Raw genomic sequence first — 13954 nt, forward strand, 5'->3', positions numbered from 1 at the left:
GCCATCATCCGCAGGACGGCCCGGCGGTTCAAGGACAGCGGTCCGCGCGCCGAGGTGTGGCGTGGACAGCCCGGCTGCTCGGTCTGGGCCTGCTGATGATGGGCCTGATGGTGGTGGGCCTTTTGCCGGCGCCCGCGGTGGCGGCGAGCTGCCCGGGCGAGCGCCGCCCCGTCACGGTGGAGTTCAGCACGCGGTTCGATACGGCCAGCCTGGACCACACGCGGCGCAAGGAATACATCCACGGCCTGTTCATCAAACAGAACGCCCTGAACCGGCGCCCCCACGGCGGCGCGCAGGAGATGGCGGTCGGCCTCACCGCCACGCAGTCCCAGTTCGGCTTCAACACCAACGTGCAGGTCTATCGCCGCGAAGGCGGCGGCTATTGCGCCTATCTGCGCAGTGTCGAGTCCTATCTCAACCAGATCGACACCAAGGTCTATGTCTCGCGCGACTTCCCGCGCCACTCCTGCGCCTACGAGGTCACCTACGCGCACGAGAAGAAGCACGTCGGCATTTACTACTTCACCCAGAAGGACTTCGCGCCCCGCATCGAGGCCCGACTGCGCGACCTGGTCTCCAACACAGCCCCGCGCGTGGTGGGCTCCGTGGAGGAAGCCCGCCGGGTCCACGCCCGCGAGATCAATGCGGGCATGCAGCCCATCCTGGACGCGCTGGAGGCCGAGCGGACGCGGCGCAACGGCATGCTGGACACGCCGGAGAATTACGCCCGGGAACAGGCCAAGTGCGACAATTGGTACTAGCCTCCGGCGGTGAACCCCATCCGTGTCATGCCCGCCGGGCATTTGCCAAGCCGGCCCGAATGGGATAGTCGAACGGCAGCACCGCATCCCGCTGCCCTCTCTCCCATCCCCCGCCCGATGCCGCCGGCGAGAGGCCCCGCATGACCCCTGACCAGTTCCGTCAGCGCCGCAAGACCGACCTGCGCGCCCTGCCGCCCGGCATCGCGCCATGGATCGCGCCCGCCGGCGACGACGCCGACGAACCGCCCGAACCCATTGATCTGGCGCTGAGTCTGCTCGACCCGGCGCGGACGCCGGCGCCCCTCTACGCGAGCGCCGATGCCGCCCGCGCCGCCCAGAGTTTCGCCGTCACCCGTCTGGTGTTGGAAAGCCTGGGGCGCGAGGGCCGGCTGCCCGCCCTGCCCGCCGGGCCGCTGGCGCTGGACATCCGCAACGCCGAGGACTACCGCTTCCAGGACCTCTACCCGCGCCCGCCGCGCTGGCAGACCCGCCGCATCCTGGACTTCCATCCGGGCGTGGGCCGGCAGGTCAACATCTGGTGCCAGGAGGTGCCCGGGCTGGTCTACTGCGCCATGGAGTCGGACGAGGCCGCCTACATCGCCCAGGCCGAGTACTTCCGGCACGGCAACGTCCTTCCCGTGATGGACTATGTGGCCGAGCCCCGCGACTTCGCCGTGCGCGAGCGGGCCGGGATCTACCACCTGCCCACCTGGCGCTTCGACCTGCTGCCGCCCGGGTTCTTCGACATGATCCTGTGCGTGGACGTGCTGCCGCATCTGTCGCAGCGGCTGGTCCGGCACATGCTGCCGCTGTTCCATCGCTGCCTCGCGACGGGCGGCGGGCTGTACGTGCGCGACGACGCCGACGCGGGCTTCGACCACGAGTTGGAGCGCACCCTCAGCCAGCTCGGCTTCGTGCTGGAGTTCCGGCCCTACCTGTACCCCGGCGAGGACATCCACGGCCTGCCCCGCCTGTGGCGCAAGATCGACCCGCGCAAACCGGCGGCCGGACGGCCGGTGGGGTGAGGGGCATCGGGTTTGCACTGAAGAAGGAACCCCAGCCATGCGCCGCACCTATCCAGCCGTCTTGGACCGGGACGGCAGCCTCTACGGGATCACGTTCCCCGACGTTCCGGGGTGCATCAGCGCAGGCGACACCGTCGAAGCCGCCGGCGCGGGCGGCACGGAGGCCCTGACCGGGCACATCGCCTGCATGGTCGAGGACGGCGATGCCCTCCCCGACCCGACCCCGCTGGAGTATGACACGTGGAAACCGGACAAGTCCGTGGTCTGCGTCACCCTGGTGAGCGTGCCGGTGCCCGGGCGGGTGCAGCGATACAACGTGACCCTGGACGAAAGCCTTGTGGCCGAAATCGATCAGATGGCCGGGCGCGGCAACCGCTCCCGCTTCCTGGCCGAAGCCGCGCGGTAGAAGCTGGTCCGTGCGCAGCGTGAGGATACGGCGGCATAAGAAAGAGGCGTTGCGCTTTTTCCGCGATCACCTGCCGGTCATACTGAATGCGCCGCCGGAACATTCAGGACCGTTCTTCCAGGACCAACAATCGCGATCTTCACTGCCGTCGCCAGTGTCATGGCCCGGATGCAGGCCGCGTGCCTTTGCCCCGTTCAGGCGCGTGGTGTCGGCGCGGCCGGGTGCGCACGCCTTGGTGCCTTGGTGTCTTGGTGGTCTCTTCTTCCGAACGCCTGCCAGGATTGGAACCACCAAGGCACAAAGACACCAAGGCGAGGCGTCTCCTCCCTGCCGTCGTCATATCCCGCAGCAGGTCTGGTCATCGGCGCCCGAGATCCGTCGTGGTCGTTGGCCATTCAGGATGACGACGAAGGCCATCGGCGCGTTGCCCGCCGCTATCGCGGCGGTCGAACGCATCCCACGCGTGGGCGCTTCCCCCCTCCCGACCTCCCCCCAGAAGGGGGGAGGCGTTTGGGTGGTGCCCCGCCAACCCGAACGGATTGTGCGGCCAGGGGATGACCGCCGGCCTACGCCGCCTTGGTGGCGTAGCCCAGCGACTCGTTCAGCTTGGCCATCAGGTCGATGGCGGCTTCGGGGATCGAGGTGCCCGGCGGGAAGATGGCCTTGGCCCCGGCCTCCATCAGGGCGTCGAAGTCCTGCGGCGGGATCACGCCACCGACCACGATCATGATGTCGTCGCGGCCTTCCTTGTCCAGCGCCTTGCGCAGTTCCGGCACCAGGGTGAGATGCCCCGCCGCCAGCGACGACGCACCGACGATGTGAACGTCGTTCTCGACCGCCTGCCGGGCCGCCTCTTCCGGGGTCTGGAACAGCGGGCCGATGTCCACATCGAACCCAAGGTCGGCGAACGCGGTGGCGATCACCTTCTGGCCCCGGTCGTGGCCGTCCTGACCCATCTTGGCGATCAGAATGCGCGGCCGGCGACCGTCGTTGGCCTCGAATGTTTCGACCATGCCCTTCACACGGTTGAAGACATCGGACACGGCGCTGACCTCCCGTCCGTAGACGCCCGAGATGGCGCGGATATCGGCCTTGTGGCGGCCATAGATCTTTTCCAGGGCATCCGAGATCTCGCCCACGCTGGCCCGGGCACGGGCGGCGTTGACAGCCAGTTCCAGCAGGTTGCCCTCGCCGGTCTCGGCGGCCTTGGTCAGGGCCTCCAGGTGCGGGCGCAGGGCCTCGGAGTCACGCGCGGCGCGCAGGCGCTCCAGCTTCTCCACCTGCTCGCGACGCACGGCGGCGTTCTCGACCTTCAGGACCTCGATGTTGTCCTTGCCGGTCGCGCGGTACTTGTTGACGCCCACGACGGTCTGCAACCCGCTGTCGATGCGGGCCTGAGTGCGGGCCGAAGCCTCCTCGATGCGCATCTTGGGGATGCCGGCCTCGATGGCCTTGGCCATGCCGCCCTCGGCCTCCACCTCCTGGATGTGCGCCCAGGCGCGGGCGGCCAGATCGTGGGTCAGGCGCTCCACGTAGTAGCTGCCGCCCCACGGGTCGATGATCCGGTTGGTGCCCGCCTCTTCCTGCAGGAACAACTGGGTCTGGCGGGCGATGCGGGCCGAGAAGTCCGTCGGCAGCGCCAGCGCCTCGTCCAGCGCGTTGGTGTGCAGCGACTGGGTGTGGCCCTGGGTGGCGGCCATGGCCTCGATGCAGGTGCGCGCCACGTTGTTGAACACGTCCTGCGCGGTCAGCGACCAGCCCGAGGTCTGGCAGTGCGTGCGCAGCGACAGCGACTTCTCGCTCTTCGGGTCGAACTGCTTGATGAGTCGCGCCCACAGCAGGCGCGCGGCGCGCAGCTTGGCCACCTCCATGTAGAAGTTCATGCCCACCGCCCAGAAGAACGACAGGCGCGGCGCGAAGGCGTCGATGGACAGTCCCGCGTCCATGCCGGCGCGGGCGTACTGCACGCCATCGGCCAGGGTGTAGGCCATCTCCAGGTCGGCGGTCGCGCCGGCTTCCTGCATGTGATAGCCGGAAATGGAGATGGAGTTGTACTTGGGCATCTTCTGAGACGTGAACGCGAAGATGTCCGAAATGATCCGCATGGAGGGCATGGGCGGATAGATGTAGGTGTTGCGGACCATGAACTCCTTGAGGATGTCGTTCTGGATGGTCCCCGCCAGTTGCTCCGGCTTCACCCCCTGCTCTTCCGCCGCCACGATGTACAGCGCCAGCACCGGCAGCACGGCGCCGTTCATGGTCATGGACACGCTCATCTTGTCGAGCGGGATGCCGTCGAACAACTGGCGCATGTCCAGGATGGAGTCGATGGCCACACCGGCCATGCCCACATCGCCGGAGACGCGCGGGTGGTCGCTGTCATAGCCCCGGTGAGTGGCCAGGTCGAAGGCCACCGACAGCCCCTTCTGACCCGCCGCCAGGTTGCGGCGATAGAAGGCGTTGGAGTCCTTGGCCGTCGAGAACCCGGCGTACTGGCGGATGGTCCAGGGCCGCTGCACATACATGGTCGGATAGGGCCCGCGCACGAACGGGGCCTTGCCCGGCACCGTGTCCAGGAAGTCCAGCCCGTCCAGATCAGCGGCGGTGTAGAGCGGTTTGACCGGCACGTGTTCGGGCGTCTGCCAGGTCATTTCGTCCAGCGACCGCCCCGCGTCCTCGGTGGCCGCGGCGCGCCAGTCGTCCAGGTCTCCGCTGCCCTTCGGGTCGAAGGCAACGCCGGTGAAGTCGGGGATCGCACTCATCGGCTGGTCACTCCCAGATCGGCGTGGAGGCCCTGCAACGTGCCCAGCACGTCGCACCCCATGTAGATGAAATGGTCGATGCCGGCGGCCTCGAAGGCGGCCTGCTTCTCCCCGGGTCGGCCGGCGAGGTGGAGCACCGCGCAGCCCGCCGCCTTCAGCGCGCGGGCCGCATCCTCGGCCATGTCGGCGTAGACCTTGTCGGACGAACACAGCACGGCGGCGCGGGCGCCGCTGTCCCGGAACGCCTCGGCACAGGACTCGGCGTCGGAAAAGCCGGTGTTGGTGAGGCACTCGATGCCGCCGGCCTCGAACAGGTTGCGGGCATAGGTCGCGCGGGCGGTGTGATGGGCGATGGGCCCCAGGTTGGCCAGGAACAGACACGGCCGGGCCCCGGTGCCCTCCAGCATTTCGTCGGCGGCATCGCGTAGGGCCTCGAAGTCCTCGGCCAGCCGGTACGACGGCAGCGGCGCGATCTCGATGGTCCGGGCGCCCTCCTGCGTCGAGGCCCGCGCCAGTTCCCCCAGGGTCGCGCCCTTGATGGTGGCGGTGGCGATCTCGGTGGGCAGGGACTCCAGCTCCTCGGCCGCGCCCTCCACGGCGAAAATGTCGCAGGTCGCATCCTCGCGGACCGCCGCCAGCGCCTTGCCGGCCTCGGCGCGCAGCGCATCCATGTCCGGATCGGCGAGTTCCGGCGCGGGTTCGCCCAGATTGGGGAATTCCGAAATGCCGGTGATCGGGGCCTTGCGCTTGGCGATGTCCTTGCGGCGCGCCTCGCGCACCTCCGCGATCTGCGCGGCGATCCGGCCGGAGGTGAGCGCCTCGGCCATACCGCCGCCCTTCTCGATGTCCTGGAACAGAGCCCAGGCCGCGCCGGCCAGATCCTGCGTCAGGGACTCCAGCGCCCAGGAGCCGCCGGCCGGGTCGATGACCCGGTTCAGGTGGCTTTCCTCCTGCAGGATCAACTGCGTGTTGCGCGCAATGCGGCGCGCCAGTGGGCTCGGCAGGCCCAGCGCGGCGTCGTGCGGCATCACGGTGATGCTGTTCGCCCCACCGACGGCGGCCGAGAAGCAGGCCATGGTCCCGCGCAGCAGGTTCACCCAGGGGTCGCGGCGGGTCAGCACGCGCCCGGCGGTCACCGCGTGGATGCGCGCGGCCCGGGCCGGCTCGGACGCCTCGCAGGCCTCGGCAATGCGCGCCCACATCAGGCGGGCGGCGCGCAGCTTGGCGATGTTCAGGTACTGGTCGGTCCCCAGCGAGAACGAGAAGGCGATCTGTCCGCAGGCGTCATCGATGGGGACGCCGGCCTCTTCCATCGCCCGCAGATAGGCGACGGCGGTGGCCATGGAACAGGCCAGATCCTGCGCCTCGCTGGCGCCGGCATCGTAGTACGGGGCCGAATCGACCCCGACCGCGGTGACCTTGCCCTCGAGGAAGGTCCGCGCCGTCTTGTCGGCGATGGAGGCCATGTGGCCCAGCACCGTGTCGATGCCGGTCGGCAGGGTGCCGAACTCGGCCAGCGCGCCCAGCGGGTCGATGTTGAACGCGCCCTTGGCGTCGAACTCGGTCACGCCACGCTGGCACCACAGCGCCGTCAGCATGGCCGCCGCAACCGGGGCCTGAGGGCCGGCCTGGAGCGCGATCGGCACCCGGCGCAGGTCCACGTCCGCCAGCACCTGATCCCACGCGGCCATGGATGACAGCGACAGACCGCCCTGACCGAACAGGTCGGCGGCGGTCGGATCGTCCGCGTCGAGCCCGGCGCGGCCGGCGGCATCCAGCCGAATCAGCAGCGAGGTGACCCCGTTGGCCAGATCGTCGGCGATGGCGGCCTTGGTGGCGGCCACGTCGGGGTTGGCGTGAAGCTGGCGGACATCCCACCCGCTGTCCGCCTGCGCCAGCGGCGTGCGGCCGCGCGTGAACGGCATCGCGCCCGGCATGCCGGAGGGGTCATCGGCCGCCGGCCAGTGCTCCCGGCTGTACAGCGGCTGGATGGCCAGGCCCTCCAGGGTGCGGGAAACGAGCTTCTTGTCGAAGGGGGCGCCGTCGAGAGCCTTCTCGACCAGCGCCATCCAGTCGGCGTGGCTGGCCGGGGCGAAATCCTCGGCGAAGCGCAGCGGGGTATCCGTCATGTGGGAGAACCCTTCCGGTGTCCAACAGGGAATCCGTGGGAATCGGGACGCGAAGCTTAGCAAAGGTCCGCGCGTTCCTTCAACGCGACACGGCGCGCGGTCTTTCGTTTCGCGGCCGCATCATCGAGCATGCCGTGGCAACGGTCGCGTCATCCGGACTTGGCCGCGCTGGCGCAGGTGATGCACAGGGGGGCCGCCGGGTCGAACTCCAACCGGCGGGTCGCGATGGACTCGCCGCAATGGACGCACAAGCCGTACTCGCCCTCCTTCATGCGCTCAAGGGCGGCGTCGATGCGTTTCAGCTCGACCTGCCGGCGGCGCTCGGTCTCCTGCGCCATGGCCTGATGCTGCAGGGCATCCATGCGGGACAGCCGCCCCATGGCCGTGTCGCCGGCGTCCACCACGGCGCGATCACCCGCCGTCGCCGCCTCGTCGGCCAGCACGTCCTCGCGGTGGGCCGTCAGTTTCGCCCGGAGGGCGTCGAGGTCCAGGTCCGTCCGTTCGGTCAAGCCCACTCTCCCCTGACAGGAACTCGGTTCACAGCACGGCGCACCCCGCCGCGCCGGCCCCGTGCAGGGACAGCGGGCCGGGCGGCAGCCGCTTTCGGTGTTCGAATCATGACACGACGCATGGGGCGTCGAAAAGCCTTAACGGGCGCCGGCGCCCCCGCCGCGACCGTCTGGCGGGCGCGCCGAGGTCACGCTAGTCGGCGGACCCGGCCCGCTGTTCGCGCAGGAACCGCCGCCACTTCGCCACGTTGCGATTGTGTTCGGCGAGCGTGCGGGCGAAGGCATGGCCGCCCGTCCCGTCGGCGACGAAGAACAGGTCGTCCGTGTCCTTGGGGTTCAGCACGGCGGCGATGGTGTCGCGCCCCGGATTGCTGATGGGACCGGGGGGCAGGCCGCCGATCACGTAGGTATTGTAGGGCGTCTCTTCCCTCAGATCGGACCGCAGCAACGGACGCCCCAACGACCCTGTGGTGGTGATGCCATAAATCACCGTCGGGTCGGACTGCAGCCGCATGCCCTTGCGCAGGCGGTTGATGAACACCCCGGCCACATGGGCGCGCTCGCTGGCCAGCCCGGTTTCCTTCTCCACGATGGAGGCCAGGATCACCGCGTCCTCGGGCGTCTCGATCGGCAGCCCCTCCTGCCGCTCCGGCCAAAGTTCGGCCACGGTCTCATCCATCGCCGCCATCATGCGGCGCAGGATGGCGTCGCGCGTATCGCCCAGCGTGAAGTGGTAGGTCTCGGGCAGCAGGCTGCCTTCCGGCGGGTCCAGGGTGACGGCTCCCTCCAGCCCCTCGGCGCTCCGCACCACGTCCAGGATCTGATGGGTGGTCAGGCCCTCGCTGACGGTCACCTTGCGCGCGACCACGTCACCGCGGGTCAGGATGTCCAGGGCCCCCGACGGTGTGACCGCGACATCAAAGCGGTATTCCCCGGCCTTCAGGTCGCGGGCCCGCTCGGCCAGCCGCGCGCCCCATTCGAAGATCGTGGCATCCCGGATCACGCCCGCATCGGCCAGTTGGCCCGCGATCGACCCCAGAGTCGCGCCCTGGGGCACGACCACCGTGACCGGCTCCGTCAGAGGGCCGGGCGTGGTGAAGGCATCCTGCAGATACCGCCAGCCGGCGTAGGCCCCGACCACCGCGATGCCGGCCAGCAGGGACACCAGCGTGACCAGCGCCCGGACAACGCCGCCGCCGCGCCGTCGACGCGCTCGGGGTGGGCCCGAGCCGCGACCACCGGCGCCGGCGCCCTGGTCGACGCCCGGCTGGGCGGGCCGGTCGGCGCCGGGCGGGGCCTCGGCGTCGCCCGGACTCTGGCGATCCTCGCTCATCGGACCACGCTCAGGGCGCGTGCCCGAAGATCAGGCAGGCGTTGGTGCCGCCAAACCCGAAGCTGTTGGACAGGGCGTAGCGCACCGACCGTTCCTTGGCTTCGTGCGGCACAAGGTCCATGTCGCAGCCGTCGGAGGGGTTGTCCAGGTTCAGGGTCGGCGGAATGACGCCATTCTTCAGCGCCAGGATCGAATAGATCGCCTCGACACTGCCGGCGGCGCCCAACAGGTGCCCGATCGCCGACTTGGTCGAGGACATGGACACCGACTTGGCGTGTTCGCCGAACAGACGCTTGACGGCGGAATGTTCGATCTCGTCCCCCAACGGGGTCGAGGTGCCGTGGGCGTTGATGTAGTCGATATCCTCGGGGTTCAGTTCGGCGTTGCGCAGGGCGGCCTGCATGGCGCGGAACCCGCCGTTGCCGTCCTCCACGGGCGCCGTGATGTGGTAGGCGTCGCCGGACAGGCCGTAGCCCCTGATTTCGGCGTAGATCTTGGCGCCGCGCCGACGGGCGTGCTCCAGCTCCTCAAGCACGACGACGCCGGCGCCCTCGCCCATGACGAAGCCGTCACGGTCCCGATCCCAGGGCCGGGAGGCCGCCGACGGCCGATCGTTGAACCCGGTGGACAGCGCCTTGGCCGAGGAAAACCCGGCCAGACCCAGGCGGCAGACAGCCGATTCCGCGCCGCCGGCCACCATCACGTCGGCGTCGCCGAATGCGATCAGGCGGCTGGCGTCGCCGATGGCGTGCGCACCCGTCGAGCAGGCCGTCACCACCGCGTGGTTCGGACCCTTGAACCCGTGCCGGATGGAGACATGACCGGAGACGAGATTGATGAGGTTCGCCGGGATGAAGAACGGGCTGATGCGGCGGGGACCGGACTTCTCAAGCGTCACCGCGCCTTCGGCGATGCCCTTCAGGCCGCCGATGCCGGACCCGATCATGACGCCGCTGCGCTCGCAGTCCTCGGGGGCCTCGGGCGTCCAGCCGGAATCCTTCACCGCCTCGTCGGCCGCCGCCATGCCGAAGACGATGAACTCGTCCATGCGGCGGCGTTCCTTCGGGCTGGCGGTCTGATCCGCGTCGAACGCCCCCGGCTGGTCGCCGCGCGGCACCATGCCGGCCACACGGGAGGGGAGATCGGACACTTCGAACGCTTCAATCGCCCGGATGCCGGACCGGCCGTTCGTGATACTGTCCCAGTTGAACGGCACCCCAGTCCCCAGCGGGGTGACCATGCCCAGTCCGGTGACGACGACTCGTCTCATTTCCCTAACCATATGTCCCGTGCCATCTGCTGTGTGCACACGGGGCCCGCCGGCGGGACCACCAGTCCAGGCAGGCGGAGCGCCCGATCGAGATCGCGCCCGCTCGGCAGGCCAGGACCCGCGCTCGTCCGCGGCCGGCGCCGAACCACCAACACCACGGGCGCGCGGGCACCGTCCCTGCCGGGCGCCGGGGCCGCGAAGCCCCGCCCCGGCAAGGAAGCCGGCGGCGCGTTACTTGGTGTGTTCGTTGATGAACGCGATGGCGTCCTTGACGGTCAGGATCTTTTCCGCGGCGTCATCGGGGATCTCGCACTGGAATTCCTCTTCGAACGCCATGACCAGCTCGACGGTGTCCAGGCTGTCCGCCCCCAGATCGTCGATGAAGCTGGCGTTCTCGGTCACTTTGGACTCCTCGACGCCCAGGTGTTCCACAACGATCTTCTTCACGCGCTCGGCGACATCACTCATCTTGCTTCGTCCTTAGAATGAAGGGGTCCTGGGAAAGGGATTGAAAAAGAGGCGCCAATGCGCCCCTCGACAGACGGGACCGTCCCGCCCGCCCCGCACTGCGGGGCACCGCCGCGGCAGCGGTCCCGGAAGGCTCGACCCCGTGCGGGCGCGCCATTGCGCATCATCCCGCCCGGTCCAGGCCGCGTCCCGGGCAACCGAGACGCGGTACCTAACACACTTCCCATGGCTTGACCAGCATCCGCGGGCGTCCCCGGCGGACGCCGGATTGTTTTTCAGCATCATGGGGTTAGATCATCGCCATGCCGCCGTTGACGTGCAGCGTCTGGCCGGTCACATAGGCCGCCTCGGCGCTCGCCAGATAGACCACGGCGGCCCCGATATCCTCGCTGCGGCCCATGGTCCCGGTCGGGATCGCGCCCAGCAGGCGGGTCTTCTGGGCGTCCGACAGGGCGTCCGTCATGGGCGAGGTGATGAATCCGGGCGCCACACAGTTGACCGTGATGCCGCGCGGCGCGACCTCGCCGGCCAGGGACTTGCTCATGCCGATCAACCCGGCCTTGGAGGCGGCGTAGTTCGCCTGCCCCGGGTTGCCCGTGACCCCCACGATGGAGGTGACCGAGATGATCCGGCCCCAGCGGCGCTTCATCATGCCCTTCAGGGCGGCGCGGGACAGACGGAACGCGGCGGAGAGATTGACCTCCAGCACGCGCGACCACTCGTCATCCTTCATGCGCATGGCGAGCTGGTCGCGGGTCAGGCCCGCGTTGTTGACCAGGATGTCCACGCCCGCGCCGGCGGCCTCTTCGGCGGCGGCCACCAGACCGTTGACGGCGTCGGCATCCGACAGGTCGCAGGGCACCACGTAATTCAGGTCCTGAAGGTCGGCCGCGACGGCCTCCAGCGCCTCGCGGCGGGTGCCGGACAGAACCACGGTGGCGCCTTGGGCGTGCAGGGCGCGCGCGATGGCCCCGCCGATCCCGCCCGAGGCCCCGGTCACCAGGGCGGTCTTGCCGGTCAGGTCGAACATGAACGGATATTCCCTTGTTTTTGCAGGATCAAACCGGACGCGGATGCCGCGCGGCCATTGCCACCGCACCCGCCGGTCCGGCGGTTACAGCGTCTTGAGGAAGGCCTCGACATCGGCCGGGGTGCCCACCGCCACGCCGGTCAGCGAACGGTCGATCCGTTTCGCCAGGCCGGACAGCACCTTGCCCGCGCCAACCTCAACCAGCGTCTGCACGCCCGCGTCCTTCATGTATAGGACGCTCTCGCGCCAGCGCACGGCGCCGGTGACCTGCTCGATCAGCCGGGCGCGGATCTCCTCCGGGTCCTCGATGGCGCGGGCCAGCACGTTGGCGACCACGGCCGGGTCCGGCGGCGCCATCGCGACGCGGCCCAGGGCCTCCGCCATGGCCTCGGCGGCCGGCGCCATCAGGGCGCAGTGGAAGGGCGCGCTGACAGGCAGCATGACGGCGCGCTTGGCGCCCCGGTCCGCCGCCACTTCGACGGCCAGCTTGACCGCCTCGGCATGACCCGAAACCACGACCTGACCCGGCGCGTTGTCGTTGGCGGCGGTGCAGACCCGGTCGCCGGCCACCTCGGCGGCAATGGCCCGGGCGGCATCCACATCAAGCCCCAGAAGGGCCGCCATGGCGCCCTGCCCGACCGGCACGGCCTGTTGCATGGCCTGACCGCGCGTCTTGAGCAGTCGCGCGGTATCCGCGAGAGAGAAGGTTCCGGCGGCGGCCAGGGCCGAGTATTCGCCCAGGGAATGGCCGGCCACGAACCGGGCCACAGACGGCAGGACAATGCCGCCCTCGCGCTCCAGCACACGCACCACCGCCATGGACACGGCCATCAGGGCCGGCTGGGCGTTTTCGGTCAGGGTGAGGGTCTCCGCCGGTCCCGCCGCCATTAGCTTGAACAGCGACTGGGACAGCGCGTCGTCCACTTCCTCGAACACCTCGCGGGCCGCCGGAAACGCCTCGGCCAGGTCCACCCCCATGCCGACGGCCTGCGACCCCTGCCCCGGAAACACGAACGCCCGCGTCTGACTCGCCTGAGACATTTCGACGGCCTCTCCCTCCATGTCCGCCCCCCGGACTGCGAGAGACGGTGCGGCCCGACCGGCCGCGCTTCCGGCCGCGCATCCCGTCGCGCGGCCCGCGCCACCATGGCGCAGCGCCGACCCCTTGGGATGGCCTCCGGCCTCCCGCCGGTCCCGCCCCCCAATCGTCAACGCCGCCTGACACCAAAGGCCGCGAAACGCGCGCGGATTCAATCGTGTTGAGTGCCGCCCGTTTAGGCGCAAGGGGTCAGGCGGGCGGCACAGTGTGAAACCCTGTAACAGTTGTCAAGGTTCCCTTGCACCGGGGCGCGCAATGTGTATAGTGCGCCGTCCCGACCCGCCGGCCCCGCCGGACGGGCGGGATCGTATTGGCCGGACCGTCGCCCGTCCCGGGCTGCGTTCGGCCGCCCTTGCCGGAGTGTGCCGGCTATGCCCGATCGACCGTTTCCGGCCGTGGTGATGCCGGACGGGCCTCCGGGCTGAGACAAGCCAAAAGGGAAGCACCATGGGTTTGTATGAGACCGTGGTGATCGCCCGTCAGGATCTGTCGGCCAATCAGGTCGACCAGATCGCGGATCAGACGGCTGCGGTCATCACCGAGATGGGTGGCTCTGTCACCAAAAAGGAATACTGGGGTCTGCGCGGCCTCGCCTACCGCATGAAGAAGAACCGCAAGGGTCACTACTTCATGCTCAACGTGGACGCGCCGCCGCCCGCCCTGCACGAGGCCGAACGTCGCCTGCGGCTGAACGAGGATATCGTTCGCTACATGAGCATCCGCGTCGAGACCCTGGAAGAAGGGCCCTCGATCATGATGCAGAAGCAGGAGCGCGGGGATCGTCCGGAACGCGGCGGCCGCCGGGATCGGGGTGATCGCGGCGACCGGGGTGATCGCGGCGACCGGGGTGATCGCGGAGATCGGGGCGACCGCGGGGATCGCGGCGACCGTCCGCGCCGTCAGGAAGGAGGAGAGTAAGCCATGGCTCGACGTCCGTTCTTTCGGCGGCGCAAGACCTGCCCGTTCTCGGGCGCGAACTCGCCCAAGATCGACTACAAGGACATCCGGCTGCTGTCGCGGTACGTGTCCGAGCGGGGCAAGATCGTGCCGAGCCGCATCACCGCCGTGTCCGCCAAGAAGCAGCGCGAACTGGCGCGGGCGATCAAGCGGGCCCGGTTCCTCGGCCTGCTGCCCTACGTGATCCGGCAGTGACGGCGGGCAT

13 protein-coding genes are annotated in these 13954 nt (G+C 69.4%); 5 read left to right on the top strand and 8 right to left on the bottom strand.

The features are described 5' to 3' along the window. Window positions 1-56: 56 nt before the first annotated feature. The 3 genes from GHC57_RS01395 to GHC57_RS01405 all read left to right on the top strand — a co-directional run bounded on the left by GHC57_RS01395 (window position 57) and on the right by GHC57_RS01405 (window position 2192). On the top strand, window positions 57-761 hold the full coding sequence (locus GHC57_RS01395) for a hypothetical protein (protein WP_153340394.1): 705 nt from the start codon (window positions 57-59) through the stop codon (window positions 759-761). Window positions 762-901: 140 nt separating this feature from the next. Then, window positions 902-1786 carry a class I SAM-dependent methyltransferase gene (locus tag GHC57_RS01400; protein ID WP_153340396.1) on the top strand — a complete coding sequence of 295 codons (885 nt, stop codon included), beginning with the start codon at window positions 902-904 and terminating at the stop codon, window positions 1784-1786. Between the two features lie 37 nt (window positions 1787-1823). Next, window positions 1824-2192: a type II toxin-antitoxin system HicB family antitoxin gene (locus GHC57_RS01405; RefSeq protein WP_153340398.1), complete on the top strand. Its 369-nt coding sequence runs from the start codon at window positions 1824-1826 to the stop codon at window positions 2190-2192. Window positions 2193-2758: 566 nt separating this feature from the next. Here GHC57_RS01405 and scpA read toward each other — a convergent pair. From scpA to fabD, 8 genes are all read right to left on the bottom strand, one after another. Next, the gene (gene scpA / locus GHC57_RS01410) at window positions 2759-4954 is read right to left on the bottom strand and encodes a methylmalonyl-CoA mutase (RefSeq protein ID WP_153340400.1); all 2196 of its coding nucleotides are present in this window, start codon (window positions 4952-4954) and stop codon (window positions 2759-2761) included. Then, a complete protein-coding gene (locus GHC57_RS01415) occupies window positions 4951-7083 on the bottom strand; it encodes a methylmalonyl-CoA mutase family protein (protein WP_153340402.1) in 2133 nt (710 codons plus the stop codon). The genes scpA and GHC57_RS01415 overlap by 4 nt, the downstream gene beginning before the upstream one ends. A 149-nt stretch (window positions 7084-7232) precedes the next feature. Beyond that, a complete protein-coding gene (locus tag GHC57_RS19440; RefSeq protein ID WP_211369096.1) occupies window positions 7233-7592 on the bottom strand; it encodes a TraR/DksA family transcriptional regulator in 360 nt (119 codons plus the stop codon). Window positions 7593-7785: 193 nt separating this feature from the next. Beyond that, on the bottom strand, window positions 7786-8925 hold the full coding sequence (mltG, locus tag GHC57_RS01425) for an endolytic transglycosylase MltG (RefSeq protein WP_153340404.1): 1140 nt from the start codon (window positions 8923-8925) through the stop codon (window positions 7786-7788). 10 nt (window positions 8926-8935) lie between these two features. Beyond that, window positions 8936-10195 carry a beta-ketoacyl-ACP synthase II gene (gene fabF, locus GHC57_RS01430; RefSeq protein WP_153340406.1) on the bottom strand — a complete coding sequence of 420 codons (1260 nt, stop codon included), beginning with the start codon at window positions 10193-10195 and terminating at the stop codon, window positions 8936-8938. A gap of 231 nt (window positions 10196-10426) precedes the next feature. Next, window positions 10427-10663 carry an acyl carrier protein gene (locus GHC57_RS01435; RefSeq protein ID WP_150060570.1) on the bottom strand — a complete coding sequence of 79 codons (237 nt, stop codon included), beginning with the start codon at window positions 10661-10663 and terminating at the stop codon, window positions 10427-10429. 289 nt (window positions 10664-10952) lie between these two features. Further along, entirely contained in the window at window positions 10953-11693 is a 741-nt protein-coding gene (gene fabG / locus GHC57_RS01440; protein WP_153340408.1) for a 3-oxoacyl-[acyl-carrier-protein] reductase, read from the bottom strand. Window positions 11694-11777: 84 nt separating this feature from the next. After that, complete coding sequence (gene fabD, locus GHC57_RS01445; RefSeq protein ID WP_153340410.1) at window positions 11778-12734, bottom strand: ACP S-malonyltransferase; 957 nt, start codon at window positions 12732-12734, stop codon at window positions 11778-11780. 505 nt (window positions 12735-13239) lie between these two features. On the opposite strand from fabD, the gene rpsF reads away from it, so the two are divergent. Then, window positions 13240-13710 (top strand): 30S ribosomal protein S6, encoded by a 471-nt coding sequence (rpsF, locus tag GHC57_RS01450; protein WP_153340412.1) that lies wholly within the window; start codon window positions 13240-13242, stop codon window positions 13708-13710. A gap of 3 nt (window positions 13711-13713) precedes the next feature. After that, window positions 13714-13944 carry a 30S ribosomal protein S18 gene (gene rpsR / locus GHC57_RS01455; protein WP_153340414.1) on the top strand — a complete coding sequence of 77 codons (231 nt, stop codon included), beginning with the start codon at window positions 13714-13716 and terminating at the stop codon, window positions 13942-13944. Window positions 13945-13954: the final 10 nt, after the last annotated feature.

This window comes from Roseospira navarrensis (assembly GCF_009601025.1).
GTDB lineage: Bacteria > Pseudomonadota > Alphaproteobacteria > Rhodospirillales > Rhodospirillaceae > Rhodospira > Rhodospira navarrensis.

Bases quoted from the DNA above. Each gene is read 5' to 3' on its own strand.
- rpsF (WP_153340412.1), top strand. From the start codon at position 13,240: ATGGGTTTGTATGAGACCGTGGTGATCGCCCGTCAGGATCTGTCGGCC.
- mltG (WP_153340404.1), bottom strand. From the start codon at position 8,925: ATGAGCGAGGATCGCCAGAGTCCGGGCGACGCCGAGGCCCCGCCCGGC.
- GHC57_RS01405 (WP_153340398.1), top strand. From the start codon at position 1,824: ATGCGCCGCACCTATCCAGCCGTCTTGGACCGGGACGGCAGCCTCTAC.
- GHC57_RS01415 (WP_153340402.1), bottom strand. From the start codon at position 7,083: ATGACGGATACCCCGCTGCGCTTCGCCGAGGATTTCGCCCCGGCCAGC.
- fabF (WP_153340406.1), bottom strand. From the start codon at position 10,195: ATGAGACGAGTCGTCGTCACCGGACTGGGCATGGTCACCCCGCTGGGG.
- rpsR (WP_153340414.1), top strand. From the start codon at position 13,714: ATGGCTCGACGTCCGTTCTTTCGGCGGCGCAAGACCTGCCCGTTCTCG.
- fabD (WP_153340410.1), bottom strand. From the start codon at position 12,734: ATGTCTCAGGCGAGTCAGACGCGGGCGTTCGTGTTTCCGGGGCAGGGG.
- GHC57_RS01400 (WP_153340396.1), top strand. From the start codon at position 902: ATGACCCCTGACCAGTTCCGTCAGCGCCGCAAGACCGACCTGCGCGCC.
- scpA (WP_153340400.1), bottom strand. From the start codon at position 4,954: ATGAGTGCGATCCCCGACTTCACCGGCGTTGCCTTCGACCCGAAGGGC.
- GHC57_RS01435 (WP_150060570.1), bottom strand. From the start codon at position 10,663: ATGAGTGATGTCGCCGAGCGCGTGAAGAAGATCGTTGTGGAACACCTG.
- fabG (WP_153340408.1), bottom strand. From the start codon at position 11,693: ATGTTCGACCTGACCGGCAAGACCGCCCTGGTGACCGGGGCCTCGGGC.